Here is a 25,211-nt window from a genome sequence, read left to right on the forward strand (position 1 = left end):
GGGATCCCGCTCGCGGGCGACCGCGTCTCGGCGCTGCCGCAGCGGCTACGTACCCGGCTTGCGGCCGTATACGTAGACGTCCTCGCCGTTGCCCAGCATCGTCCAGTACGCCTTGGCGTCGGCGAGCCGCATGTTCACACAGCCTCCGGAACCGGGCGGGTTCCACATGCTCTTGGTCGTGGAGTGGAAGGCGATGCCGCCGTCGAAGAACTGCGAGTACGGCATCGCGACGTTGTAGATCGTCGACCAGTGGTTGATGCTGCGGTAGTAGATCTTCTTCAGGCCCGTGCGCGTCTCGGTGCCGTCCTTGCCGGTGCGCACCGGGACCGGGCCGTACTTCAGGGCGGCGCCGTCCTGGATCCAGGTGAGCTGCCGCGTCAGGTCGACGCAGGCGATCCGCCCCCGGTTGGTCGGACAGTTTCCGGCCTGGTTGGGGGTGGTGCCGGCCGCGCGCTGGGCCAGCATGGTGCTCATCGTCTGCCAGGTCAGCGGGCCGGCGTACCCGAGCGTCGGGGTGATCCCGTGGGTGGCCTGGAAGGCCTTGATCGCCGTGCAGTCGGCCGACGACTGCCTACCGTCCACCGGCCGCCCCAGGAACTGCTCCACCTGCCGCTGGTACGGCCCCGTCGTCAGATTGCAGGAGGCGGCCTGCGCCGTGCCGCCCCCCGCGACGACCATCGGCACCGCCATCGCCATCGCCCCGCCGAACACCACTGCCGCCCGCCGCCACGCGCGCACGCGTATCGACCCCATCCGGTCCTCCCACCCTCGCGGTCCCCGTCCTCCAGGTTCAATGCCCGGAAAGGACCCCCGAGTCGCATGGGTGGGAGGCGTAGATTTCATCAGCGCGCCGTCGCGCGGCGGACGCGCGCGGCGGGCCACGACACTCCCGCTCCGCTACCGGAGGAGCTCCCGCAGTTGCTGGACGCACAGCACCACGAACAGCAGCCCGGCGGCTCCCAGCATCACGTTGCTCGTCAGCCCGTTGCGCCACTCCGCCGGTGTACGCGAGGAGTTGAGCAGCCACAGCAGCGTCAGGGCCAGGAACGGCATGAAGAGGGCACCGATCACCCCGTACACGACGATGAGTCCGAAAGGCTGGTCCAGGAAGAGCAGACTGATGGGCGGGAAGGTGAGCCAGAGCAGGTAGGCCCGGAACGGTACGGACTTGTCCGGGCTCGTCCCGGCCCTGGCGAGGGACGGCCGGAACTTCGTGGCGAAGTCGGCGAACATCAGGCTCACCCCGTGCCAGACGCCGATCAGTGACGTGAAGGACGTGGCGAAGAAGCCGATCAGGAAGAGCTTGGCGGTCGCCTTCCCGTAGCGGTCCTCCAGGACGGTGCTCAGATCCAGCAGCCCCTTGTCCCCCTTCGTCAGCGCCACGCCGGACGAGTGCAGCAGCTCGGCCCCGACGAAGAGCATGGCCACGACGAAGATCCCGGTGGTGAGGTAGGCGACGCGGTTGTCGAGCCGCATCACCTTCATCCAGCCGGTGTCCTTCCAGCCCTTGGCGTTGACCCAGTAGCCGTAGGCCGCGAGCGTGATGGTGCCGCCCACGCCGCCGATCAGGCTGAGCGTGTAGAACAGCGAACCGTCGGGCAGGACGGGTGCCAGGCCGGCGACGGCGGAGCCGAGACGGGGGGTGACCCGGATCGCGAGATAGACGGTGACCAGGAACATCACACCGACCAGGACCGTCATGAGCTTCTCGAAGACGGCGTACCGGTTGAACCAGACGAAGACCAGGCCCACCAGGCCGCACAGCACGGCCCACGCCTTCAGGTCCATCGTGCCCGGGAAGAGGGCGGCCAGCGGGAGCGCGCTGGAGGACATCGCGGCGGCGCCGTAGACGAAGCCCCAGACAACGACGTACCCCGCGAAGTAGACGGTGGTCCAGGGGCCCAGGCTGCGCCAGCCGTCGAAGAGGGTACGGCCGGTGGAGAGGTGCCAGCGGCCGGCGGCCTCGGCGAGCGAGATCTTGACCAGGCAGCCGATCACCGCCGCCCACAGCAGGGTGTAGCCGAATTTGCTGCCCGCGATGAGGGTGGCGACGAGGTCGCCGGCGCCGACGCCGGTCGCGGCCACGACGATTCCCGGGCCGATGGATCTCCAACTCGACTTACGGGGCCCGCGGTTCTCGCTCTCAGCGGTGCCGGTCCGGGTGATGTCCGCCATCTGTCGCTGCCTTCCGTTCGTCCTTCAGGTGACCGGGTCACCAAAACGGCTCGGCGGCGCTTGCGCAAGAGGTCCTCCAGAGGCTCTCCACGGGCCGTGGCGGGTGAGCCGTGTCTCACCGGGGCGGTGGCGCTTGTCTATGCAACGAGTTGCATAGAAGGATCGGGGCATGGCACTTGAGCACGCGATCCTCGTCTCTCTGCTGGAGCAGCCGGGCTCCGGCTATGAGCTGGCCCGTCGGTTCGACCGGTCCATCGGTCACTTCTGGACCGCCAGCCACCAGCAGATCTACCGCGTGCTCAAGCGCATGGAGGACGACGGCCGGCTCGAGGTCCGTGAAGTGCCGCAACAGGCGCGGCCGGACAAGAAGGAGTACTCCGTCCCGCCGTGCGGCCGGGCCGCCCTCCGCGCCTGGCTCCGCGAACCGATCCAGCCCGAGAGCATGCGGCACGAACTCGCCGTGAAGATCCGCGGCGCGGCCTTCGACGACGACCCGGCCGCGCTGATCCGCGAGGTCGAGCGCCACCACCGGACGCACTCCGACCGGCTCGCGCACTATCTCGCGGGGGAGGTACGTGACTTCACCGGCCCGGACGCTCCGGCAGCGCCCGACGCCGGACACGAGCTCCAGCACGTCGTGCTCCGCGGCGGCATCGCCTACGAGCGGATGACGCTCGCCTGGCTCCAGGACGTACTGGCCACGCTCCGCCGGCTCGCCGAGCGCTGAACCCGGCGCGTACGGGGCCACCGCCCGTGCCGATCACGGCGCCGAGGCCCTCAGCCCCCGACCCCTTGACCGCCCCCTTTGACCGACCCCTCGACCGAGCCCCCCGATCCGAAAGGCGTACCTCCATGACCGACCCGCTGCTGTTCAACCCGCGCACCTACGACCCCGCGCACTTCGACCCCGAGACCCGCAGGCTGCTGCGCGCCACCGTCGACTGGTTCGAGGCCCGCGGCAAGCGCAGGCTGATCGAGGACTACCGCACCCGCGCCTGGCTGGCGGACTTCCTCGCCTTCTCCGCGAAGGAGGGGCTCTTCGCGACCTTCCTGACCCCGGCCTCCGCCGCCGGCCAGGAGGAGCCCGACAAGCGCTGGGACACCGCGCGGATCGCCGCCCTCAACGAGATCTTCGGCTTCTACGGCCTGGACTACTGGTACGCCTGGCAGGTCACGATCCTCGGTCTCGGCCCGGTCTGGCAGAGCGACAACGCCGCCGCCCGGGACCGCGCGGCGCAGCTCCTCTCCGAGGGCGAGGTGTTCGCCTTCGGCCTGTCCGAGAAGTCCCACGGCGCCGACATCTACTCCACCGACATGCTGCTGGAGCCGTACACCGACGCTGACGGTGCCGGCGGCTTCCGGGCCAGCGGCTCCAAGTACTACATCGGCAACGGCAACGCCGCCGGTCTCGTCTCCGTCTTCGGCCGGCGCACCGACGTCGAGGGCCCCGACGGCTACGTCTTCTTCGCCGCCGACAGCCGCCACCCGGCGTACCGGCTCGTGCGGAACGTCGTCGACTCCTCCAAGTACGTCAGCGAGTTCCGCCTCGTCGACTACCCGGTCGGCGCCGACGACGTCCTGCACACCGGCCGCGCCGCCTTCGACGCCGCCCTCAACACCGTCAACGTCGGCAAGTTCAACCTCTGCACCGCGTCGATCGGCATCTGCGAGCACGCGATGTACGAGGCCGTCACCCACGCGCAGGGCCGCATCCTCTACGGGCGCCCCGTCACCGCCTTCCCGCACGTGCGCCGCGAGTTGACCGACGCCTACGTCCGCCTCGTCGGGATGAAGCTGTTCAGCGACCGCGCAGTCGACTACTTCCGCTCGGCCGGCCCCGACGACCGCCGCTACCTGCTGTTCAACCCGATGACCAAGATGAAGGTGACCACGGAGGGCGAGAAGGTCATCGACCTGATGTGGGACGTCATCGCGGCCAAGGGCTTCGAGAAGGACACCTACTTCGCCCAGGCGGCCGTCGAGATCCGCGGGCTGCCGAAGCTGGAGGGGACGGTCCACGTCAACCTCGCGCTGATCCTCAAGTTCATGCGCAACCACCTGCTGGAACCGGCCGAGTACGCACCCGTGCCGACCCGCCTCGACGCGGCCGACGACGGGTTCCTGTTCCGCCAGGGGCCGGCCCGAGGACTGGGCTCCGTACGCTTCCACGACTGGCGCACCGCCTATGACGCGTATGCCGCCGTGCCCAACGTCGGCCGCTTCCGCGAGCAGGCCGACGCCCTGTGCGAGTTCGTCAGGACGGCCGCGCCCGGCGAGGAGCAGAGCCGCGATCTCGATCTCCTCCTGGCCGTGGGCCAGTTGTTCGCGCTGGTCGTGCACGGCCAGCTGATCCTGGAGCAGGCACGCCTGTCCGGCCTCGACGAAGACGTGCTCGACGAACTGTTCGCCGTCCTCGTGCGCGACTTCTCCTCGCACGCGGTCGAGCTCCACGGCAAGGACTCCGCCACCGCCGACCAGCAGAGCTGGGCGCTCGGCGCGGTCCGGCGCCCCGTCGTCGACGCCGACCGCTCGGCACGCGTCTGGGAGCGCGTGGAGGCACTGGCCGGGGCGTACGAGATGGCGCCCTGACGCCGGACCGCCCGCAGAGCGGTAACCGAACGAGGGAACGAACGAACGGACGGACGGCTGTCGGCAGCGGGAGCCGTCCGTCCGTCCGTCCGCGGTCGGCGGGCGCCGAACGGCCCACGGTGTATGGATCTGCCATCGAATGCCGTGTTTTGGCTCGGAACAGGCGGCTCACACGGCCCGCGGGCGGCAGACTGGGCAGGTCAGCAGCCCCGACGCGTAAGGATGGCCCGTGCCTGTCCCGATCATCATCGACTGCGACCCCGGGCACGACGACGCACTGGCGATCATGCTGGCGGCCGCCGACCCCGCCGTCGAGCTGCTGGCCGTCACCACGGTCGCGGGCAACCAGACGCTGGAGAAGACCACGCTGAACGCCCGGCGGGTGTGCACGCTCGCCGGGATCACCGACGTACCGATCGCCGCGGGGTGCGACCGCCCGCTGCTCCAGCCGCTGGCCGTCGCGGCCGACGTACACGGCGAATCCGGGCTGGACGGACCGCTGTTCCCGCAGCCCACGGTCGACGTGGTCCCCGAGCACGCGGTGGAACTCATCCACCGGATCCTCATGGAACACCCGGAGCCGGTCACGCTGGTGCCCACCGCTCCGCTGACCAACATCGCCCTGCTGCTGACCCGCTACCCCGACAGCGCCGCCCGCATCCGCGAAATCGTGCTGATGGGTGGCTCCACCGAGCGGGGCAACCGCACCCCGGCGGCCGAGTTCAACATCCACTCCGACCCCGAGGCGGCGGACATCGTCTTCGGCAGCGGAGTACCTGTGACCATGTGCGGGCTCAACGTCACCCACCAAGCCCTCGCCACCCCCGAGATCCTGGCCCGCTTCCAGGGTCTCGGCACCGAACTGGGTGACGTCTGCGCCGAACTGCTGGCCTACGTCGCCTCGACGTACAGCCGCCTGTGGAACATGCCCCACCCCCCACTGCACGACCCCGTCGCGGTGGCTCGGGTCATCGACCCGGCGATCGTGGGCTGCGTGGACGCGAACGTCACGGTGGAACTGCACGGCCGGTACACCCGGGGCGCCACCGTCGTGGACCTCCACCAGTACCTGGACCGTCCGGTGAACGCGCAGGTCGCCGTGACCCTCGACGCCGGGCTCTTCTGGGACCACATGGTCGACGCCATCGCGGCGCTCGGCTCCCGACGCGCCTGAACCGACCCCGACCCCGACCCCGACCCCGACGCCGACCCCGACTCCGCCCCGTCGGCGTAGAACCCCGCGCGGCCGGGACGCGTCCTCAAGGTCATGAGCCTGACGATGACACCCCGGACCGCCGACACCGCCCCCGCCGCCCGGGCACGCGGCCGGATCGTCGGCGCGCTCGCCGTCCTCGCCGCCCTGCCGATGCCGCTGCACCCCTGGATCCCCAACACGACCGGGACCGGGAACCTCGGCAGCCTCGTCCAGACCTTCCTGCCCTGGACAGGCCTGGCCGTCCTGCCGCTCGCGGCCGCCGCCCTGCTGCGCCGCTCCCGGCTCGCGCTGCTCGCCGTACTGCTGCCCGCGCTGACCTGGACCTGCCTCTACGGCGTCCCCCTGGCCACCGACCGTGCCACGGACGGCCCGGCCGATTTCACCGTCGTCACCCACAACGTGGACGACGCCAACCCCGACCCGGCCGGGGCCGCCCGCGCCGTCGCCGCATCCGGGGCGCAGCTGATCGCCCTGGAGGAACTGACCCAGCCCGCGACGCGCCAGTACGAGCAGGCGCTGGCCGCGAGCCACCCGTACCACGTCGTGGAGGGCACGGTCGGCCTCTGGAGCACCTTCCCCCTGCGCGACACCGGCGCCATCCCGGTCACGGCCTGGAGATCAGCCCTGCGCGCCACCGCCGAGACCCCGAAGGGCCCCGTCACCGTCTACGTCGCGCACCTGCCCTCGGTACGGATCCGGGCCGGCGGTTTCGCCACGGAGCGCCGCAACGAGGGCGCCCGGAACCTCGACGCCGCCCTGCGCGCCGACACCTCCGCCGCCCGCACCCTGCTGGTCGGCGATTTCAACGCCGCCACCGAGGACGGCGCGCTGGCGCCGCTGACGGACCGGTTCCGCTCGGCGCAGGAGGCGGCGGGCGCCGGGCTCGGCTTCAGCTGGCCCGCGAGCTTCCCGGTCGCCCGGATCGACCAGATCCTGGTGCGGGGCCTCACCCCCGTGTCGGCCTGGACCCTCCCGGCCACCGCGAGCGACCACCTGCCCGTGGCCGCCTCGCTGCGCTTCTGACGTAACGGGCCCTACCGCACCTGACCAGCGAGGGCCTTGGCCGGGGCGGCGACACGTCCGCCGCCCCGCGCACCGCCACCGACCGCGACGACCAGGAACGCGTCCCCCTCGCCGTCGAGCTTCAGCCGTACGGCCGCGACGTTGCCGCTCGGGGTGACTCACCGCTGTCCCGCGTCCCCGCACCCCCTGACTCCTTGACCGGGACCTTCGCCGCACGTGACACCCTGGTCCCACGTCAGGAAGACGTCATGACGGGGGGAAAGCCGTGGCCGAACAGACAGGGCCGGACGAGCATGTGGCGGGGTACGCCGAGGTGTTGCGGAGTGCCTGTGCCACAGGGCGCCGGCTCACGCGTGACGAGCTCGACTCCAGTCGGGCGCAGGGCCAGCGGGCCGCGGAGTCGGGGATGGCGCTGCGCGGGCTCATCCGGCAGCACCTGGCCAAGGCGCGGGAGGTGCAGGCGACGGTCCCGGCCGGGTCCACCGGTTCACTGCTGGCGGCGGTCGAGCAGGCGGTGGACGCCTTCGCCGAGGGATACGAGCGCTCGCAGCACCACGCGGTCCGCCGGGAGGAGGGCGCACGCCGGGAGTTCATCGACGACCTGCTCTACGGGCGCAGCGACCTGGGACGGCTGGCCGAGCGGGCCGAACGCTTCGGCCTGCGCCTGTCGCAGGCCCACGCGGTGGCCGTCGCCACCGGGCCCGAGCCGTACGGCGACGGATACCCGGTGGCCCGTGGCATCGAGGCGGCGGTCCTGGCCCGCTTCGGCAACCGGCAGATCCTGCTGACCACGAAGGACGGCCGGCTGATCTGCGTCGCCCCCGGGGACCAGCCGGACGTCCTGGCCTGGTTCGCCAAGCAGGCGTACGCGGCCACGGACGGCGGCAGGGTCGCGATAGGGCGCTCCCACCCGGGCGCGGGCGGGGTCGTCCACTCGTACGAGGAGGCCATCAACGCCCTGGAACTCGCCGACCGGATGGGGCTGGACGGGCCCGTACTGCACGCCGCCGACCTTCTCGTCTACCCGGTCCTGACCCGAGACCGGCAGGCCATGGCCGACCTGGTGGAGAGCGTCCTCGGTCCGCTGCGCAAGGGGCGCGGCGGCGCCCAGACCTTCATCGACACGCTCACCGCCTACTTCGACAGCGGCTGCGTGGCGACCGAGGCGGCCCGCCGACTGTCGCTGAGCGTGCGGGCGCTGACGTACCGGCTTGAGCGCATCCACAGCCTGACCGGCGCCGACCCGGCCGACCCGCTGAACCGGTACACGCTGCAGACCGCGGTGATCGGTGCCCGGCTGCTGGGCTGGCCGGACTCCGAGGCCGAGCCGACCCGTCACGCCAGGGCGAAGTAGCGCAACCACAGGTAGGCGGCGGCGAAGACGATCGTGACGGCGGTGACGACGAGCCCGTACTTGGTGAACGTCCAGAACGAGATGGGCCGGCGGCTGCGTTCCGCGATGCCGAGGACGACGACGTTGGCCGAGGCGCCGATCGCGGTGGCGTTGCCGCCGAGGTCCGCGCCCAGCGCGAGGGCCCACCACATGACGTGGTCCGGGGCGCCGCCCATGCCGGTGACCAGCTCGGCGGTGATCGGCGCCATGGTGGCGACGTACGGGATGTTGTCGACGATCCCGGAGAGCACGGCCGAACCGCCCAGCATCACCATGGAGCCGCCCAGTTCGGCGCCGCCGATGGCGTCCGCGAGAGAGCCCGCGAGGTCTCCGATGACGCCCATCTCGATCAGCGCGCCGACCATGACGAACAGGCCGGCGAAGAAGGCGAGCGTGGGCCACTCGACCTCGCCGAGCACCTCGCCGGTCTCCACCTTCGAGACGGCGATGAGCAGGCCCGCGCCGAGGAGGGCGACGACGCTGGGCTCGTAGTGCAGGACGGGGTGCAGGACGAAGCCGGCGACGACGAGGACGAGGACGCCGAGGCCCTGGGCGAGCAGCCGGGGGTCCGTGATGGCCTCGCGTTCGCGTAGCTCCATGACCTCGGCCGCGCGCTTCTCGTCGTAGACGAAGTGCTTGGCGAACATCACCCGGCACAGCAGCACCAGTACGACTATCAGGACCGCGCTCAGCGGGGCGAGGTGGACGAGGAAGTCGTTGAAGGTGAGCCCGGCGCGGCTGGCGATGATGATGTTGGGCGGGTCGCCGACGAGGGTGGCGGTGCCGCCGATGTTCGAGGCGAACACCTCGGCGAGCAGAACGGCGTGGCCGGCAGCTTCAGCCGGTCGCACACCAGCAGGGTGACGGGTGCGACCAGCAGCACGGTCGTCACGTTGTCGAGGAGCGCCGATGCCACGCCGGTGATGACGACCAGCATGGCCATCACCCGGAAGGGGCGGGCCTTGGCTCTCTTCACCGACCAGATGGCCAGGTACTCGAAGAGGCCCGTCCGTTTCAGCAGCCGACGATCATCATCATGCCGAGCAGCAGGAAGATGACGTTCCAGTCGATGCCGGTCTTGTCCGAGTGGAAGGCCGCGACGTCGTCGGTGGCGCCGATGGCGAGCATCAGCGCCGCGCCGCCCAGGGCCGCGGCGACGCGGTGGATCCACTCGCTGATGACCAGGACGTACGCACCGGCGAAGACGGCGATCGCGGCCCAGCTCTGCCAGCCGTTCACGCCTGTCCGCCCTTCTCCAGGAGATGCTTCATCAGCCGGGCGGCCGAGACCACTCCGAGGAGGCGGCTCCGCTCGCCGTCGCGGTCGACGACCGCGACCAGCGGCACGTGGCTACGGGCCATCACGGCGGCGATCTGCAGCGTCCCGGCGCCCGGGCCGACGTACTGCGGCTTGAACGTACGGGCGGGCAGTCACTCGGCGACCGTCTTGCCGGCCAGCTCCTCGATGAGGGCCTCCGCGTGCCGCTCGTCGACGACGGCGGCCAGCAGCGGGTCCTCGATCACGTACGCGGGCACCAGCTGGCGCACCACTTGGGAGCCGGGGACGACCGCGTACGGGATGCCGTCGACGTCCAGGACGAGCAGCGCGGGCAGGTTCTGCCCGGCCATCAGGCGTACCGCGTCCACGGCTTGGTCGTGGCTGGTCACGTGCGGGTAGGGCTCGGCCAGATCACGTGCGGGCATGGGCTTCTCCTGGTCGTCTGCACTGCGGGGGGTGGGAACGGCGGACGGCTCGGGGGCGGATCGCACCCGCCGGGAACGCGGCCAGGCAGGGGGCGGCGTGCGAGAGGCGGCACAGGCCGTACGGGATGACGCCGGTCGCCGGCGGCAGCGGCGGCGGTAGCTTCGGCTCGGGTTCCGGCAGGCGCGGCGGCAGGATCGCGGAGACGATCAGCGGCAGGCGTGAGCACGGATCTCTGACGGCAGTCCGGCGGCGCGGACCTTGCCGGGCTCCGGCATGGTCCGTCCGTACGGACGCCGGTCGCGAGAAAGGGCCCGTCCACACCGTGTGATCCGGTGGTGGACGGGCCCTTTCTCAGTGCTGTCGTGCGGTCAGACGGAGGCCTTCACCGGCTCCTCGTCTTCCTCGACGGTCTCGCCCGCGTCACGTGCCTTGACGTACGCGAGGAAGTTGTTCAGCTCCCGCTTGACCACGGGGGCCAGCAGGTACAGGCCGATGATGTTGATGACGGCGAGCATGAACAGCACCGCGTCGGCCATGTCGATCAGCGTCTGCAGGGTCAGGAGCGAACCGGCGACGGCGAACAGGGTGTAGAGCACCTTGTAGGTCGTCTCGCTGGCCTTGCTGCGGCCGAAGAGGTGCGTCCAGGCCTTGAGGCCGTAGTAGCCCCACGTCAGCACGGTGGAGATGGCGAACAGCAGCACCGCGATGGTGAGGATGTACGGGAACCAGGGCAGCACCGTGGCGAAGGCGTCCGAGGTGATGGTCACGCCGCCGGGGCCTTCGCCCTTGCGGGCCGCGGCCCAGCTGGCGGGGTTGGCGATGACGATCGTCAGGGCGGTCATGGTGCAGATCACGACGGTGTCGATGAACGGCTCCAGCAGCGCGACGAGGCCCTCACTGGCGGGGTGCTTGGTCTTGACCGCGGAGTGCGCGATCGGGGCGGAGCCGAGACCGGCCTCGTTGGAGAACGCGGCCCGCTTGAAACCGACGATCAGCGCACCGAGGACACCACCGGCGACACCCTGCGGGTTGAACGCGCCCTCGAAGATCGTGGAGATCGCGGAGGGAAGGGCCGAGACGTTGACCAGGATGACGACCAGGCAGGCGGCGATGTAGATGCCGGCCATGGCGGGCACCAGCTTGCTGGTGACGGAGGCGATGGAGCGGATGCCGCCGAGGAGCACGATGCCGACGAGCGCGGCGACCAGGATGCCGAAGAACAGGGCGCCGGCGGAGGAGCCGATCACACCGTCCTCGCCGCCGGTCACGGAGACCAGCTGGGCGTAGGACTGGTTGACCTGGAAGAGGTTGCCGCCGAAGAGGCCGAAGAACAGGATCATCGCGGAGGCGAGGATTCCGAGGACCTTGCCGAGCTTCAGGCCCTTGGCGCCGAAGCGCTCGGCAAGACCCTTGGGCAGGTAGTGCATCGGGCCGCCGGAGACGGTGCCGTCGGCGTGCACCTCGCGGTACTTCACACCGAGGGTGACCTCGACGAACTTCGTGGCCATGCCCAGCAGACCGCAGAGGATCATCCAGAACGTCGCGCCCGGACCACCGATGGACACGGCCACGGCGACACCGGCGATGTTGCCGAGGCCCACGGTGCCGGACACGGCGGCGGTCAGCGCCTGGAAGTGGTTGACCTCACCGGCCGACCCCTTCTCGTCGTACTTGCCCTGGACCACCTTCACAGCCAGACGGAACTTGCGTATCTGGACCAGGCCGAACCAGCCGGAGAAGACCAGACCGGCGACGACCAGCCAGGCGACGATCAGCGGAAGCTGGGTCCCCGCGACGGGGACCGAGTAGAAGACGACGTCCCCGAGCCATTTCGCGATGGGCTCGAAGAAACCGCTGACGGCCTCGTCGATGGAGCTGGTGATGGAGTCGAGTGACATCAGGCTTTTACCTCGATGGCGCAGAACCGGAGCAGTGCGGTGCGCCGGTATGAGTGCGGGCGGGCTGTGAGCGAGCGCTGTGGAGCGAACGCCGTTGTCCGGTCGGCGACCCCGGGCGTCTCGTTCCGCGGACTCGGAACGGGATCTCCTTGGTCGTGCAAAGCCGGTGCGTGCCGGCACTCCGCGGTCCGGCAAGGGGTGGGCCGAAAGCGGAGTTGCGCATTCATAGCACGGTCTTTATGCGATCTTTAGTGACCCACGTCACGCCGGTTGAGGTCCGCCCCCGTAATTCAAGGGCCGGTGATGGGATCGTTATACGGATTTGAGCATCCGCTGAGCGAACGCGAGATCACCGCCCAGCGGGCCGCCTGCTCCGGGGTGAGTGTGCCGCGCAGCGCGCCGAGCTTGAGGAGGTCGGCCTCGGCTCCGGTGGTGAGGGTCTGCGCCTCTGCCGTGTAGTGGTCGTCGATCACGGCGGTCATAGCTCGGCCTCGTTCATGGCCGGCGAGAGGCGGGCGGCGATCTTGTTCATGTCGCGGTACGAGCCCTGGAGCCGGAACGGCGGCTCCGTCCGGCTCGCCTCGCTCCGGGCCGCGGAAGTGATGTAGGCCCCGTTCACGGCGAGGACCGTCTCGCGGGCCGTGAGCAGGTGGCGCAGCACCGAGAGGATCCGGTCCGCCTCGGCCGGGGCGTACGGGTGGACGAGCCGGTCCCGCCGGGCGGTGGGGTCGCCGACGGCCCGCTCGAGTCCGGCCGCGCCGGAGCTGTCGGAGCCGAAGAGCAGCAGGTCACCGACGGCGACGAGGTCGCGGGGCAGCCGGCGGTCCTCGGTGCGCAGGTGCCCGGAGCCGGCGAGGCTGAGCGAGCTGGAGCCGAACGCGGCGATCCGCGCGGCGTTGAGGGCCTCGGCGCGCCGGGCCAGCTCGGCGGCCTGCGCCGCCAGCCGGTCGCGCAGCACCTCGTACGACAGCACCTCGTACGTACGGGCGTCCATCGTCGGGTCCGTGGCGGTGGCCCTGGCCGTCGTCGCGTCCGTCGCCGTGGTCATGTGGTACAGCTCCCTCGTGATCAAGATGGTGAGTGGTTGCGGAGCCGCCGCCCCCTCCGCGGCGGCTTCGCAACGAGCGCGCTGGAGCCGTCCACCGCCGTGACCTCGGCCTGGCCGAAGCCCGCGTCCACCCGCCCCATGCGGATAACGCAGGTCAGGCCGACGAAGTCCAGCCGCGACGGCCCGGGTTCGTCGGGGAAGAGCTTGGCCGCGGACCGTGCGAGAAGCCGTACGAGCAGCCGTGTGAGGCGTCGTGTGAGGCGTCGTGAGAGATCGTCCACGCGTCCGCCCCTCCCGTCTCGTCACGGCCGGCCGCTCGAAACGGGAGCCCGGTTTCCGGTTCCCGGCACAGGGTTCGCCACCCCGGCCGGCCTCGGCCCATCCTGCCCCGCACACAGGTCCGTTGACATTGCCGGTGTACAGCGATCTTTACGCCGCTTTAATGCACCAGTGGCCCGGACCGGCCGTGGTGCATCCTTGGGGCGTGACATCGACGCCTCCCGCCCCGTACCAACACGCAGGCCCCACAGGCCGGATGGTCGTCTGCGGCGATGACGGGCTCGCCCACCGGCTGGCCGCCGAACTGCGCGACGTGTACGGGGAGCGCGTGACCCTCGTGGTACCCACGGCCGGTGAGGCGCAGCCGGGTGCCCCGCGCAGGCCCGGCCTCGGACTGGGCTTCGGGCTGCTCGGCCGGGTCCCCGCCGCGAGGGCGCGGACGGCGGCTGCCGGCGAACGGCCCGCCTCCGTACGGGAGCTGCGGGTACTGGAGGCCCCGGAAGCGGCCGAGGACGTACTGGCCGCCGCCGGGGTGGCCGGGGCCGCCGCGCTGGCCCTCGTATACGGGGACGACGACACGAACGTACGGGCGGCCCTGCTGGCGCGGCGCCTCAACCCCCGCCTGCGGCTGGTCATCCGGCTCTACAACCGCAAACTGGGCCAGCACCTGGAGGAACTCCTCGACCAGGCCGCGATCGTCGCCGAGCCCGGCATCGACCTGCGGGAGCTGGACTCGTCGACGACGGTGCTGTCGGACGCCGACACCGCCGCCCCCGCCCTCGCCGCGACGGCGGTGGCCGGTACGAGCAAGGTGGTCCAGGCCGACGGCCTGCTGCTGCGCGCGGTGGAACGTACGCCTCCCCAGCGCGGGGAGATCGCAGACCCGGGCCTGTGCACCCTCGCGCTGCTCTCGGCGACCGCCAGCGATCCGGCGGGCACCGAGGGCTCCGAACGCAGCGGCGAGCAGGGCCCGCAGCTGCTGCCGGATGACGGGGCGGTGGCGGCCGCGACCGGACGGGGAATCGTCGCGCTGGAGACGGTCACCCACACCGGGGAGAGCATCGCCGCGCCGCGCCTGGGCACCGGCGCGCTGCCGATGGCCTCGCTGTTCTCCCGAAGGCTGCGGTGGTCGCTGTTCGGCCTGCTGGCCTCGGTCGGCGGCCTCGCCGTCGCCGCCTGGATCACCACCGGGGACCATCCCCTGCACGCCGCCTACATGACCCTGCTGGACATCTTCGCGATCAACGACCCCGCCGTGGACGCGAACACCGGACGCCAGGTGCTCCAGATCCTCGCCGGGGTGGTCGGGATGCTGCTGTTGCCGGTGCTGGTCGCGGCGGCCCTGGAAGCGCTGGGCGCGTTCCGCACCGGCACGGTCCTGCGCCGCCCGCCCCGCTCCCTTTCCGGGCACGTGGTGCTGCTCGGCCTCGGGAAGATCGGCACCCGTGTGCTGGCCCGGCTACGGGAACTGGAGATCCCCGTCGTCTGCGTCGAGACCGACCCCGAGGCCCGCGGCCTCGCCCTCGCCCGCCGGCTGCGGGTGCCGGTGATCCTGGGCGACGTCACCGAGGAGGGAGTACTGGAGGCCGCCCGCGTCCACCGCGCGCACGCCCTGCTCGCCCTGACCAGCTCCGACACCACCAACCTCGAAGCCGCCCTCTCCGCCCGCTCCCTCAAGCCCGACGTACGGGTGGCCATGCGGCTGTACGACGACGGATTCGCCACCGCCGTCTACCGCACCCTGCGCGCCGCGCACCCCACGGCCCTCACCCGCAGCCGCAGCGTCACCCACCTCGCCGCGCCCGCCTTCGCCGGGGCGATGATGGGCCGGCGGATCCTCGGCGCGATTCCGGTGGAACGCCGCGTGCTGCTCTTCGCCGTCGTCGACGTGGCGGGCCACTCCCCGCTGGAAGGGCGCACCATCGCCGAGTCCTTTCGCCCCGGCGCCTGGCGGGTCATCGCCATCGACACCGCCACCCCCGAGGACCGGCGCCCCGACCTGTCCTCCTCGCACGACGACGAGGGCAGGCCCCCCGGGCTGATCTGGGACCTGCACCCCGGCTACGTACTCCAGCCGCAGGACCGCGTCGTCCTGGCGGCCACCCGGACCGGCCTCGCCGAACTCCTCGCCCACGGGGACGGCCGTACGGTCGACCGGCCGCGGATCAGCTGAGTTCGGCGAAGGTTTCGACGGCGACGGTCTTGCCGGTGACGATGATGACGTCGCCCTTCTCGATGACCGTTTCGGCGGTGGCGTAGGTGAAGTCCTGGCCGCGGCGCTTGATGCCGACGACCGTGACGCCGTACTTGCTGCGCACGGCGCTCTCCCCGAGGGGGACGCCGGTGGCCGCGTTCGGGGCGATGGTCTTCACCAGGGCGTAGTCGTCGTCGAACTCGATGAAGTCGAGCATGCGGCCGGTGACGAGGTGCGCGACGCGTTCACCCATCTCGTGTTCGGGCAGGACGACGTGGTGGACCCCGAGGCGTTCGAGGATCTGACCGTGCTGGCGGCTGATCGCCTTGGCCCAGATGTTGGGGATGTCCTCGTCCAGGAGGTTGGAGGCGATGAGCATGCTGGCCTCGATGTCGGTGCCGATGCCGACGACCACGCTGGAGAACTCGTGCACGCCGAGCTGGCGCAGGACTTCGGGGTCGGTGCAGTCGGCGACGGCCGTGTGGGTGAGGACGTCGCTGTGCTTCTGGACGAGCGACGGGTCGGTGTCGATGCCGAGCACGTCCCAGCCCCGGCGGGTCAGCTCGTTGGCCAGCGAGCTGCCGAAGCGGCCGAGGCCGATGACGGCGACGCGCTGGTCGGCGCCCGCGCGGGCGCCGAGGTCATGGCGGCCCTTGCGGCGGCGACGGCGCAGTGAGTGCAGGTAGTTACCCAATGACGGGTCGCTCCTCGGGTAGCTGGTAGCGGCGGGTGCGCTCGCGCAGGGCGAGTGCGGAGACGAGGGTGATCGGGCCGAGGCGGCCGACGAACATCAGCAGGACCAGGATCAGCTGTCCCGGGTCCGGCACCTGTGCGGTGATGCCGGTGGACAGGCCGACCGTGGCGAAGGCGGAGACGGCCTCGAAGAGGACGGCCTCGAACGGGGCCTTGGTGACGGTCAGCAGGGCCAGGGTCGAGGCGATGACGAAGCCCACCGCCATCAGGGCCACGGTCAGTGCCTGGCGCAGCGCGTGCGGGGCGAGCCGGCGCCCCATCACGGTGGAGTTGGGCTCTCCGCGCACCTCGGCGAGCATCGCGGCGGCCAGGACGGCGAAGGTGGTGACCTTGATACCGCCCGCGGTGCCGGCGCTGCCGCCGCCGATGAACATCAGGGCGCAGGTGAGCAGGATGGTCGCCGCGTTCAGGGCGCTCATGTCGATGGCGTTGAATCCGGCGGTGCGGCTCATCGCCGAGTAGAAGAAGCCGTTGAGGATCTTCTCGTCCCAGTCGAACGAGCCGAACGTGCCCGGGTTGCCCCACTCCAGCAGGCAGGTGAACACCGTGCCCACGAAGAGCAGCGCCGCGGAGGTGACCAGGGTCAGCCGGGTGTGCAGGGACCAGTTGCGGCGGCCGGTCGTGAGCCGCCGGGTCCGGTGGCGCAGGACTTCGAGCAGCACGGGGAATCCCAGGCCGCCGAGGATGACGGCGACCGCGATCGGCAGGGTCACCCACGGATCCCGCGCGTACGGGATGATGTTGTCGGCGTGCAGCCCGAAGCCGGCGTTGTTGAACGCCGACACGGCGTGGAAGAAGCCCATGTGGAAGGCTTCCCCGAAGGACATTCCGTAGCCGAAGCGCAGGCGCAGCGCGAGGAAGGCGCCCACCGCGAGCTCTACGGCGAGCGTGCACCCGGCGACTCCGAGCAGCACGCGCCGTACGTCGCCGATGCCCAGGCTCTTCGTCTCCGCCTGCGCGGTCAGCTGCATCCGCAGCCGCAGCTTCCCGGACACCAGCAGCGCCAGCAGGGACGCCAGGGTCATGATCCCGAAGCCGCCGACCTGGATCATGGCGAGGATCATGCCCTCACCGAAGCCGCTCCAGTGCGTGGCGGTGTCCACGACGACCAGCCCGGTGACACACACGGCCGAGGTGGCGGTGAACAGCGCGGTCACGAACCCGGTCGCGGAGCCGTCCTGCGACGAGACCGGCAGCATGAGCAGCAGGGTGCCACCCGTGATCACCAGCGCGAAGGCCGCCACCACCGTGCGCGCCGGATGGGTGGTGAACAGGGAATGCCACACCCGCGCCCCGCGTCCCGCCACGTGCGTCCTTCCCTCGGTGAACCTTGACCGCCGGCGCTGAGCGTCAAGGACGTGTAAACGACCCGGCGGCGGCCACCCTACCTTTGGCCGGGGCGAACTGACTGGTCAGGAGGCCGGGCCGGGCCGAGGCTGCTCCGTTTCGGCTAGTCGCTACGTCACCGGCGGGCGGTCGACCGCGTCGCGCCCTGGGCCCGGAACCCGCCGGACGGCCGCTGGGCCGACGTGCCCGTAGTGCCACGGAGCGATGCCTCTTCGACGGCGCCACGCGCGACGACGGGATCGCCGTACGCAAGTCCCTCGTCCAGGGCGTCATCGACGACACCGCGACCGGCGGCCCGCGGATGAGCGTCGACCAGCTCCTGCACGCCACCTATGCCGGTGACGGCTTCCGCTTCTACGACTACGCGGGCACCTTCTTCGAGTATCTGTGGCGGGACAGGCCGTCCGAACTCCAGGCGATGTACCGGTACTTGCGGGCCAATGACGTCACGGGCTTCGATGCCTGGCGCAACCGGCTGGGCGCCGACGCCGCGGTCCAGCACGGGTACGACACCTTCCTCGACGAGCAGATCGCCAAGGTCGCCGACCTCTTCGTCCCCCACACCGCCTACCAGCCCACCGGGACCCTCACCCACGACTCCGCGGCCCAGGTGCAGTCCGCGCTCGCGGCGGCGGCCGGCGCGCCGCCGCAGTGCTCGGACACCGGCGACACCGGAACCAACCGCCGGTTCGTGTGCACGGGCCGGCTGACGGCCACGCTGACCAGTGCGGCCGACCCCGATCTGGTCTTCAAGGAGATGTCGGCGGCCGTGGACCGCCAACTGATAGAACGCGCCCTCGGCAGCGGCACCAACTTCCAGGACATGAACTGCTGGTTCGGCCCGACCGCCATCGCCGGAACGAGCGGCACATCGCCCTATGCCTGCGAGGGCCCGCTCCGGGGCTGACGCCGGGCCGTCGGTGGCCGGGCGGGTCAGGGCCGGGACGCGGCGAGCATCACCAGCAACGGGACGACGCGCCCGCCGGGGACCTCGTACCGGCCGCGGCGCGTCGCCTCCAGCCAGCCGGCGGACGTGAGGTGCCGCAGGTGGTGGTAGAGCTGGCCGGTGGTACCGAACTCGTCGAGCCCGGCCAGCTCGGTGACCGTACGGTGGCCCGCGAGGATCTCCCTGAGCAGGCGCACCCGGACGGGATGGCCGAGGGCCGCGAAGGATTCGGCGGCGTCGGACCAGTCCGCGTCGAGCAGCGCTTCGGCGGACAGCCCGTACTGCCACTCGTACCGCTCGCCCGTAGGCAGTCCGACCGCGCCGGTGAACAGCACACCGCCCTGCTCGGCCCCGCTGTCGGCGAGCTGCCGTTTCAAGGCCTCCAGGGCCCAGAAGTCCGCGACGCCGTCCGGCTCGGGCGGGTGGGCCGCCCGATCGGGGCCGGCCCCTTCCAGCGCCGTGAGGCGGCGTTCCAGTTCGGCCACGCGCTCCTTGAGATCCATGGTAGCAACTTTACGTAACTACGTAATGCCGAGCAAGTATCCGCACCGATCTCACCAGGCGTGGTCGCGGACGGCGAGGACGAGCGAGCCGTCCGGCCCGGACCGCAAGCGTGCGCCGGAGCCGTGGCTGATCCGGTTCAGGGCCTCGCGCAGCCACCGTGCGTCCTCCGGCGCCGCGTGGCGCAGCCGCATCCTGTGGGCCTGGAAGGGCACGATGCGCAGCGCGCGCAGTTCTCCGGTGCCGGGCTCCAGCGAGGGGAAGTAGAGCGGCCGCAGGTCGTCCCGGTACAGCTCGTAGCCGGTGATGCCCTCGTAGTCGTCGACCAGGTCACCGCAGCCGTAGGTGATCAGCCTTCCCCGGTACACCTCCAGCGGCCGGGGGTGGTGCGAAGAATGCCCGTGGACGACGTCCGCGCCGCCCTCGACGAGCGCGTGCGCGAAGCGGATCTGCTCGCGGGGGACGCGGTAACCCCAGTTGGAACCCCAGTGGACCGAGGCGATGACGACGTCGCCCGGCTCTTTCACCTGCCGGATCCGGGCGACCACCGCGGCCGCCGCGGCGTTCGACGGCTCGGCCACGAAGTCGATCCCGCTGCGCTCCGCCGTGGCGGCCCAGCTCGGCGGGATGCCGCTGGACGGCATGCCGAAGGAGAAGACCAGGATCCGTCCGCCGCTGTCGAGGGGGACGGTCGCCGGCCGGCCGGCCGCTGCCGCGTCGCGCCCCGCGCCCGCCGTGCGGAAACCGCCGCCGGCCAGAACCTCCAGCGTCTCCTCGAGGCCGGGCCGGCCGTAGTCGAGGACGTGGTTGTTCGCGAGCACGCACACATCGGGACGCGCGGCGGTCAGACAGGGCAGGTTGGCGGGGTTCATCCGGTAGTGGACCCCCTTGCCGGCGGCGGGCTCGCCGTGCCGGGTGACGCTGGTCTCCAGATTGAGCACCAGGGCATCGGGCGCGGCCTGCCCGAGGACGCCGAGCGCGTCCCCCCAGGGCCAGGAGAAGTCCACCGGCCGCGGGATCGGGCCGTTCGCCGCCTCCGCCAGCTCGACGTACGAGCGGGCATCGCGTACGTAGGCCTCCGCCAGCGCCGGATCGCCGGGGTGCGGAAGGATCTGGTCGATGCCACGGCCGAGCATCACATCGCCGGTGAGGCACAGCGTGACCGGCTCACCCTGCACGCCTCCAGGTTAGGACCTGTCTCGCGGATCGTGCCGGGGCGGCGCCACCTCCTACGCCGCGGCGAGCGCGCGCAACCGCCCGGCGTCGCTCACGCGCGCGGCCTCGCCCTCGACGACCAGGTCAAGGTTCTTCGTTCTCGGGCATGGGTGGTGGGCTCACGCCGGGTTGCGGGTGGCGGACAGGGTGAGGGAGAGGACCCAGGGCTGGTCGGAGAGGGTTTCGACGTCCTCCCGGGAGAGGGTCCCCGTCATGACGGTGCGGCCGGGGGCGGCCGCGCTGTCGACTCCTCGGCTCTGCAGGTGGTCGAGCTGGGCCGGTGAGGGCGGTTCGGTCAGACGTACGAGCACCAGGAGGTCGCGGGCCTGGGGAGCGCGGTCCTCGGCGTCGATGGCCATGGCGAGGGAGGAGTCGAGTTTCCGGTAGTCCACGGGTCGATTCTCAGAGGTTGGCGACGTTGATGAGGCCGTGGCCCCACTTCGGGTCGAAGGTGCCCGGTGCGGCGCCGGGGACGGCCGCGTTCTGCCGCAGGAGTTCCTTCAGCTTGCCGGGGTCACAGCCCGGGTCGCGCTGCAGGACGAGGGCGGCGAGCCCCGCGACGAGGGGGGCGGCCATGCTGGTCCCCTGGAACGCCACGTGCTGTTCGTCCGTGATGAAGCCCGGGTCCAGGTCCACGGCGTCCCGGGACAGCGCTGAGATGATCATGGCGCCGGGAGCCGTGATGTCGGGCTTGTGTGCCCCGTCCCGGCGCGGGCCCTCGCTGCTGAAGCCGGCGATGTCACCGGGTTCCAGCCAGAACGCCTCACGGTCGATGCCGTCGATGTCCCTCCACTCGGTACGCGTGGTGAAGGCGCCCACGGTGATCGCCGCCGAGGCGGCTCCCGGCGAGCCGACCTTGACCGCGTCGTGCACGCCCGGGCCGCTGAACTGCGGCTGCGGCTTGGCGTCGGAGCGGCCGAGCATCCAGACGTCCACCTCGCCGCTGGTGACGTCCGCCCCGCGCAGCAGCAGCCGCCACTTGCCGGGGGCGGTGACGGTGGTGGCGCCGCTGATCCTCGGCTGGACCTGGACGAAGAAGTTGATGTCGCCGTTGGCCGGGTCGGGGCCCGGGGTGGTGATCTGAACCCTGCCGCCGGGCAGGTTGAAAACGGCGCTCGGCGTGCCCGAGGTGCGTACCGGCTGGAAGGCGGTCGTCGCACCGGTCGGGGAGGTCACGGCGATCTCCAGCCGGTCGCCGGCCGCGTACCAGCCGTTGAGCCAGAAGATGTCCGGCTTGCGGTCGAAGACGCCGGGGTGGCAGGTGATCGTGCGGGTGACGCCCTGCGGGACGGTGATGCGGGCGTGGATGTCGTCGTCGCCCTCGTTGCCGGCGGCGCAGACGACGATGCGGCCGGGGCCGGTCTCCTCCTCGATCGACTGGGACATCGTGTCGGTGCCGTCGTGCGGGTCGAAGTGGCCGCCCAGGCTCAGGTTGACGACCGCGGGCAGCTCCAGGTCACGGGCGACGCGGAAGACGTACTGGATGCCGTCGATGATGTGGGCGTCCTGGAAGTCCGTCTTGACGATCACCAGGCGTGCCTCGGGAGCGATGCCCTCCGCGCCGGCGGCGATTCCGGCGACGTGGGTGCCGTGCCCCTCGATGTCGCGGGACAAGGCGGCCATGGCCATCCCGGCATTGACGAACTCCGCTCCGTACCGACCCTCGGGCACTCCGGAGCCGCCGCGCAGCGTCTGGTCCCAGATCCGGTCGATGCGCCCGGTGAAGACCGGATGCTGTGTGTCGATGCCGGTGTCCACGACCCCGATGACGACGCCCTTGCCGGTCAGGCCGGAACTCGCCCGGAACTGAGGCACGCCGACGTGCTGCTGAGCGAGGTTCATGTACGGCCGCAGCCGGGTGGCCGGCACGATGCGCTTGATGCCGGGGTGCTCGCTGAGCCGCTCCAGCTCGTCGAGGGAGACGATGGCGGTCTTCACCCGGGTGCCGCCCTGGTTGAGGACGATGCCGTCGCCGAGCCCGCTGTCGGAGAGGGCGTCCGGGTCGCATTCGAGGGAGACGACAACCCGCAGGGGCTTGGCGCGCTCCCGCACGGAGACGAGCCCGAGTGTCCGGGCCTGCTGCCTCAGCGGCTCGCGCCTGCCGCCTTCCTGCTGGTAGCGCTCGTACGTTGCTGCCAACGGAGGCGCGAGCTTGGTGTAGTCCATGGTCGCTCTTCCTTCAGGGCTCGTCGAGGTGGTGCCTCCAGCCTTGTCCTCGGGCGGCGCGAGCGCACGGCCGACATGCCTTCCCCTTCGGACGTCACTCGATTGCTTGCGCAGGCGTGGGCCCGGGCACCGTGGACGCGGGGCCACCGGACGGCGAGGAGGACGTTAGCGTCGCCAACTGCTGTCGCGGGAGGCCCCGTTGTACGTGGATCCGCACCCGTCGCCGATCCGGGAGGCGTCGACCGGCCACGCGTACGAGGAGCGGGAGCTCCTCCGGTTCTTCGCCCGGCAAGGCTGAGCCGGATGGCTCAGCGCACTGCCGGGCGGGTGAAGCTGGGGGCCTTCCCGGCGCGTGCGGGGGCCGGCCCCCGCACGCGGGCCGGAGTATGAGCCGAAACAACCATCCTGTCACCGGGAGCCTTCCGTCATGCTCGAACGCAAGCAGCTCAAGGACCGCGCTCAGGTCACCTTCGTCCTGCCCGCTGATACCCCGCCCGGTCCGGTGAGTGTCGTTGGTGACTTCAACGACTGGAAGCCCGGCGCCCACCCCCTCGAGCCGCGCCGTGACGGCATGCGCGCGGTCACCGTGGCCCTGCCCGCCAAGAGCGTCCACTCCTTCCGCTATCTGGCGGCGGATGACCGCTGGTTCGACGAGGACCACGCCGACGGGCACGACGGAGTCAACAGCCTCCTGCACACCTGATCAGGCTCACCGGCGCGGGCCCCCACCAGCGTGGTGGGGGCCCGTTCGGCTGCCACGCCCCAGTCGAAACAGCTGGTTCGGGATCCGTCGGCCGGGCCCTCCACTCTCAGGGTGTACCAGCTCTGGTTGGCCCCACCCACGGGTGCGGGCACCGGTCGGTACCGTGCGGCCCGTCATCCCGCGCACTTCGCGGGCCAGCTGACGACTGCCGCGCCTGTCATTCCCGGCGGATCACCCCGGTGGCGATCTCGGGCGCTGTCACTCCGGATTGTTCCGGGTGCCCGGCCCGGGGTCTCCACAGCTAGCTTGCGCGACATGAGAACACTTCTGCTCGGCGGTGCCTCCACACTCGCCTTCCTCGTCCCGGCGACCGGCGCCCTGGCCCCTGCCGGGGCCCCGGCGAGGACCGACGATGCCATCCAGTCCTTCCGGAACCAGGCCACGAGCCGGTGCATGGACGACACCAACAACGGCTTCCGCACGTGGAGTTGCAACGGCAGCAATCCGCAGCTGTGGACCGTGCACGTCTGGGGCGACGGAACGCGCCAACTGAAGAACATCAACACCGGCCGCTGCGTCGAGGACACCGACAACGGCTTCCGTACCGTGATCTGCAACTCCAGCCCGCAGCAGAGCTGGTGGGTCAAGGTCTGGGCCGACGGCACCGTTCGCCTCCAGAACCAGCACACCCTGCGCTGCATCGACGACAGCTCCCTGGGCTTCCGCACGTGGGCGTGCAACGACACCCCTTACCAGAGCTGGTCCTGAGCACGATGATCCGCCGGACCGCGACATCGCCGTCCCACGCAACGTTGGTCGGGATGCGCGTTGCAGCCCCGATCCCTTCGGCCCGCGTCCAGGGCGGCCAACGCGTCCGCCCACTCACCGATCGATGACCGATCCAGATGGACGGTCTCCCGGAAAAAGAGAGAGCCACCGTGCGATTTCCACTGCCCAAAACCGGCGTTCGCGCCGCCCTGCGTGCCACCGCGCTGACCGCTGCCGCCGTGGCGACGGTCGCGGCGACCGCCCTCACCGGCTCCGCCGCCTACGCCGACACCCCCACGATCCCGGACTTCACCGACGGACAGGGCCTGACCCAGGTCACCGGGGCCACCGAGGTGCACTCGGGCACCGACTTCACTCTCACCGTCACCACCCCCCAGCTCTCCGGCCGACACAAGATCCGCGTCTTCCTGCCGAGCGGCTACTACGCCAACCCGGACGAGCGATGGCCGGTGACGTACTTCCTGCACGGTGGAGGCGGCAGCGTGAACGACGCCGCCGCGGCACCCGCCCTGCGCAACGACCAGATGATCACCGTCGTCCCGGACGGCGGCCTGAAGGGCTGGTACGCCAACTGGCTGATGCAGAACACCGCAGAGGGCGCCGCCAACTGGGAAACCTTCCACCTCCAGCAGGTCGTCCCCTTCATCGACGCCAACCTGCGGACCAGGTCCGATCGAGACCATCGTGCGGTCGTCGGCCTGTCCATGGGCGGCTTCGGAGCCATGCATTACGCCGAGGCCCGGCCCGACCTGTTCGGGCATGTCTCCTCCCTGTCCGGCGGCATCGACTTCGGCATGTGGGAAGTCCGCGCCGCCGTGCTGGCCACAGAGCTCAACGTGACGGGCGCATGGTGCGCCTCCACCACCTCGGGCACCGGTGACTGCACCGGCTACGGGCCGGTCGTGGACAGCGACGCGATCTTCGGCTCGCCGTACGCGATCTTCAACGACCGCATCTGGAACCAAGTCAACCCAGCCGCACCGACCAACCTGAGCAAGCTCGCCGACACCAAGGTCACCCTCTACACGGGCAGCCAGGGGCTGATCGACGGCAAGACCGTGATCGCGTCCACCAACGTCAAGAACCGCCTGAACCAGTTGGCCATCCCGAGCCGCTTCGTCAACTACGGCGACGGCTCGAGCCTTTCTCCCACCTGCAACGGTGGCCACAACTACGGCTGCTGGGCACCGGCCCTCGCGGACTACATCCCCCGCCTCGCGGACGAGTTCACCGAGGCAGGCTGAGCCGCGGAGGACGTTGCAGAGACATATC

The 25,211-nt window shown here is 71.0% G+C and carries 22 protein-coding genes and 3 pseudogenes; 10 read left to right on the forward strand and 15 right to left on the reverse strand.

Annotation, left to right across the window (positions count from 1 at the left end; translation table 11 throughout):
* Positions 1-45: 45 nt before the first annotated feature.
* On the reverse strand, positions 46-696 hold the full coding sequence (locus tag ACWDYJ_RS30135; RefSeq protein ID WP_451568776.1) for a L,D-transpeptidase family protein: 651 nt from the start codon (positions 694-696) through the stop codon (positions 46-48).
* A 201-nt stretch (positions 697-897) separates the two neighbouring features.
* Positions 898-2,175, reverse strand: a complete 1,278-nt coding sequence (locus ACWDYJ_RS30140) for an Nramp family divalent metal transporter (RefSeq protein ID WP_451568751.1) — start codon at positions 2,173-2,175, stop codon at positions 898-900.
* A 169-nt stretch (positions 2,176-2,344) separates the two neighbouring features.
* Between ACWDYJ_RS30140 and ACWDYJ_RS30145 the strand changes: the two genes are divergently transcribed.
* The 5 genes from ACWDYJ_RS30145 (at position 2,345) to ACWDYJ_RS30165 (ending at position 8,357) form a co-directional block, all read left to right on the forward strand.
* Complete coding sequence (locus tag ACWDYJ_RS30145) at positions 2,345-2,902, forward strand: PadR family transcriptional regulator (protein ID WP_451568752.1); 558 nt, start codon at positions 2,345-2,347, stop codon at positions 2,900-2,902.
* Between the two features lie 125 nt (positions 2,903-3,027).
* Positions 3,028-4,764, forward strand: a complete 1,737-nt coding sequence (locus tag ACWDYJ_RS30150) for an acyl-CoA dehydrogenase family protein (protein WP_451568753.1) — start codon at positions 3,028-3,030, stop codon at positions 4,762-4,764.
* A 229-nt stretch (positions 4,765-4,993) separates the two neighbouring features.
* Positions 4,994-5,938, forward strand: coding sequence for a nucleoside hydrolase (locus ACWDYJ_RS30155; RefSeq protein ID WP_451568754.1), 945 nt, complete (start codon positions 4,994-4,996; stop codon positions 5,936-5,938).
* A 105-nt stretch (positions 5,939-6,043) separates the two neighbouring features.
* On the forward strand, positions 6,044-7,003 hold the full coding sequence (locus tag ACWDYJ_RS30160) for an endonuclease/exonuclease/phosphatase family protein (RefSeq protein WP_451568777.1): 960 nt from the start codon (positions 6,044-6,046) through the stop codon (positions 7,001-7,003).
* 265 nt (positions 7,004-7,268) lie between these two features.
* Positions 7,269-8,357 (forward strand): PucR family transcriptional regulator, encoded by a 1,089-nt coding sequence (locus ACWDYJ_RS30165; RefSeq protein WP_451568755.1) that lies wholly within the window; start codon positions 7,269-7,271, stop codon positions 8,355-8,357.
* On the opposite strand, the pseudogene ACWDYJ_RS30170 reads toward ACWDYJ_RS30165, so the two are convergent.
* The 7 genes and pseudogenes from ACWDYJ_RS30170 to ACWDYJ_RS30200 form a co-directional block, all read right to left on the reverse strand.
* Positions 8,339-9,635 (reverse strand): annotated as a pseudogene (locus tag ACWDYJ_RS30170) (SLC13 family permease). The gene ACWDYJ_RS30165 and the pseudogene ACWDYJ_RS30170 overlap by 19 nt on opposite strands.
* Positions 9,632-9,757: a hypothetical protein gene (locus tag ACWDYJ_RS30175; protein ID WP_451568756.1), complete on the reverse strand. Its 126-nt coding sequence runs from the start codon at positions 9,755-9,757 to the stop codon at positions 9,632-9,634. The pseudogene ACWDYJ_RS30170 and the gene ACWDYJ_RS30175 overlap by 4 nt, the downstream one beginning before the upstream one ends.
* A 69-nt stretch (positions 9,758-9,826) precedes the next feature.
* Positions 9,827-10,099 (reverse strand): hypothetical protein, encoded by a 273-nt coding sequence (locus ACWDYJ_RS30180; protein WP_451568757.1) that lies wholly within the window; start codon positions 10,097-10,099, stop codon positions 9,827-9,829.
* 369 nt (positions 10,100-10,468) lie between these two features.
* The gene (locus tag ACWDYJ_RS30185) at positions 10,469-11,998 is read right to left on the reverse strand and encodes an alanine/glycine:cation symporter family protein (protein ID WP_451568758.1); all 1,530 of its coding nucleotides are present in this window, start codon (positions 11,996-11,998) and stop codon (positions 10,469-10,471) included.
* Between the two features lie 290 nt (positions 11,999-12,288).
* A pseudogene (locus tag ACWDYJ_RS30190) lies at positions 12,289-12,737 on the reverse strand (AAA family ATPase); the annotation flags it as partial.
* 78 nt (positions 12,738-12,815) lie between these two features.
* Positions 12,816-13,046, reverse strand: a pseudogene (locus tag ACWDYJ_RS30195) (hypothetical protein); the annotation flags it as partial.
* Positions 13,047-13,066: 20 nt separating this feature from the next.
* Positions 13,067-13,327 carry a hypothetical protein gene (locus ACWDYJ_RS30200; protein WP_451568759.1) on the reverse strand — a complete coding sequence of 87 codons (261 nt, stop codon included), beginning with the start codon at positions 13,325-13,327 and terminating at the stop codon, positions 13,067-13,069.
* 254 nt (positions 13,328-13,581) lie between these two features.
* Between ACWDYJ_RS30200 and ACWDYJ_RS30205 the strand changes: the two genes are divergently transcribed.
* Entirely contained in the window at positions 13,582-15,498 is a 1,917-nt protein-coding gene (locus tag ACWDYJ_RS30205) for a potassium channel family protein (protein ID WP_451568778.1), read from the forward strand.
* Here ACWDYJ_RS30205 and ACWDYJ_RS30210 read toward each other — a convergent pair.
* Positions 15,491-16,213 carry a potassium channel family protein gene (locus tag ACWDYJ_RS30210; RefSeq protein WP_451568760.1) on the reverse strand — a complete coding sequence of 241 codons (723 nt, stop codon included), beginning with the start codon at positions 16,211-16,213 and terminating at the stop codon, positions 15,491-15,493. The genes ACWDYJ_RS30205 and ACWDYJ_RS30210 overlap by 8 nt on opposite strands.
* Entirely contained in the window at positions 16,206-17,579 is a 1,374-nt protein-coding gene (locus ACWDYJ_RS30215) for a TrkH family potassium uptake protein (protein WP_451568761.1), read from the reverse strand. Before ACWDYJ_RS30215 ends, ACWDYJ_RS30210 begins: the two co-directional genes overlap by 8 nt.
* A 341-nt stretch (positions 17,580-17,920) precedes the next feature.
* On the opposite strand from ACWDYJ_RS30215, the gene ACWDYJ_RS30220 reads away from it, so the two are divergent.
* Positions 17,921-18,526 carry a hypothetical protein gene (locus ACWDYJ_RS30220; RefSeq protein WP_451568762.1) on the forward strand — a complete coding sequence of 202 codons (606 nt, stop codon included), beginning with the start codon at positions 17,921-17,923 and terminating at the stop codon, positions 18,524-18,526.
* Positions 18,527-18,552: 26 nt separating this feature from the next.
* On the opposite strand, the gene ACWDYJ_RS30225 is transcribed toward ACWDYJ_RS30220, so the two are convergent.
* From ACWDYJ_RS30225 to ACWDYJ_RS30240, 4 genes are all read right to left on the reverse strand, one after another.
* Entirely contained in the window at positions 18,553-19,068 is a 516-nt protein-coding gene (locus ACWDYJ_RS30225) for an ArsR/SmtB family transcription factor (protein WP_451568763.1), read from the reverse strand.
* Between the two features lie 51 nt (positions 19,069-19,119).
* Positions 19,120-20,244, reverse strand: a complete 1,125-nt coding sequence (locus tag ACWDYJ_RS30230; protein WP_451568764.1) for a CapA family protein — start codon at positions 20,242-20,244, stop codon at positions 19,120-19,122.
* 156 nt (positions 20,245-20,400) lie between these two features.
* On the reverse strand, positions 20,401-20,673 hold the full coding sequence (locus ACWDYJ_RS30235) for a hypothetical protein (RefSeq protein ID WP_451568765.1): 273 nt from the start codon (positions 20,671-20,673) through the stop codon (positions 20,401-20,403).
* Between the two features lie 10 nt (positions 20,674-20,683).
* Positions 20,684-22,447: a S8 family peptidase gene (locus tag ACWDYJ_RS30240; RefSeq protein ID WP_451568766.1), complete on the reverse strand. Its 1,764-nt coding sequence runs from the start codon at positions 22,445-22,447 to the stop codon at positions 20,684-20,686.
* A gap of 427 nt (positions 22,448-22,874) precedes the next feature.
* Here ACWDYJ_RS30240 and ACWDYJ_RS30245 point away from each other — a divergent pair, with 427 nt between their 5' ends.
* The 3 genes from ACWDYJ_RS30245 (at position 22,875) to ACWDYJ_RS30255 (ending at position 25,183) form a co-directional block, all read left to right on the forward strand.
* Positions 22,875-23,150, forward strand: coding sequence for an isoamylase early set domain-containing protein (locus ACWDYJ_RS30245; RefSeq protein WP_451568767.1), 276 nt, complete (start codon positions 22,875-22,877; stop codon positions 23,148-23,150).
* A 315-nt stretch (positions 23,151-23,465) separates the two neighbouring features.
* A complete protein-coding gene (locus tag ACWDYJ_RS30250) occupies positions 23,466-23,918 on the forward strand; it encodes an RICIN domain-containing protein (protein WP_451568768.1) in 453 nt (150 codons plus the stop codon).
* A 170-nt stretch (positions 23,919-24,088) separates the two neighbouring features.
* On the forward strand, positions 24,089-25,183 hold the full coding sequence (locus tag ACWDYJ_RS30255; protein WP_451568769.1) for an alpha/beta hydrolase: 1,095 nt from the start codon (positions 24,089-24,091) through the stop codon (positions 25,181-25,183).
* Positions 25,184-25,211: the final 28 nt, after the last annotated feature.

This window comes from Streptomyces sp. NPDC003042, from assembly GCF_053591315.1.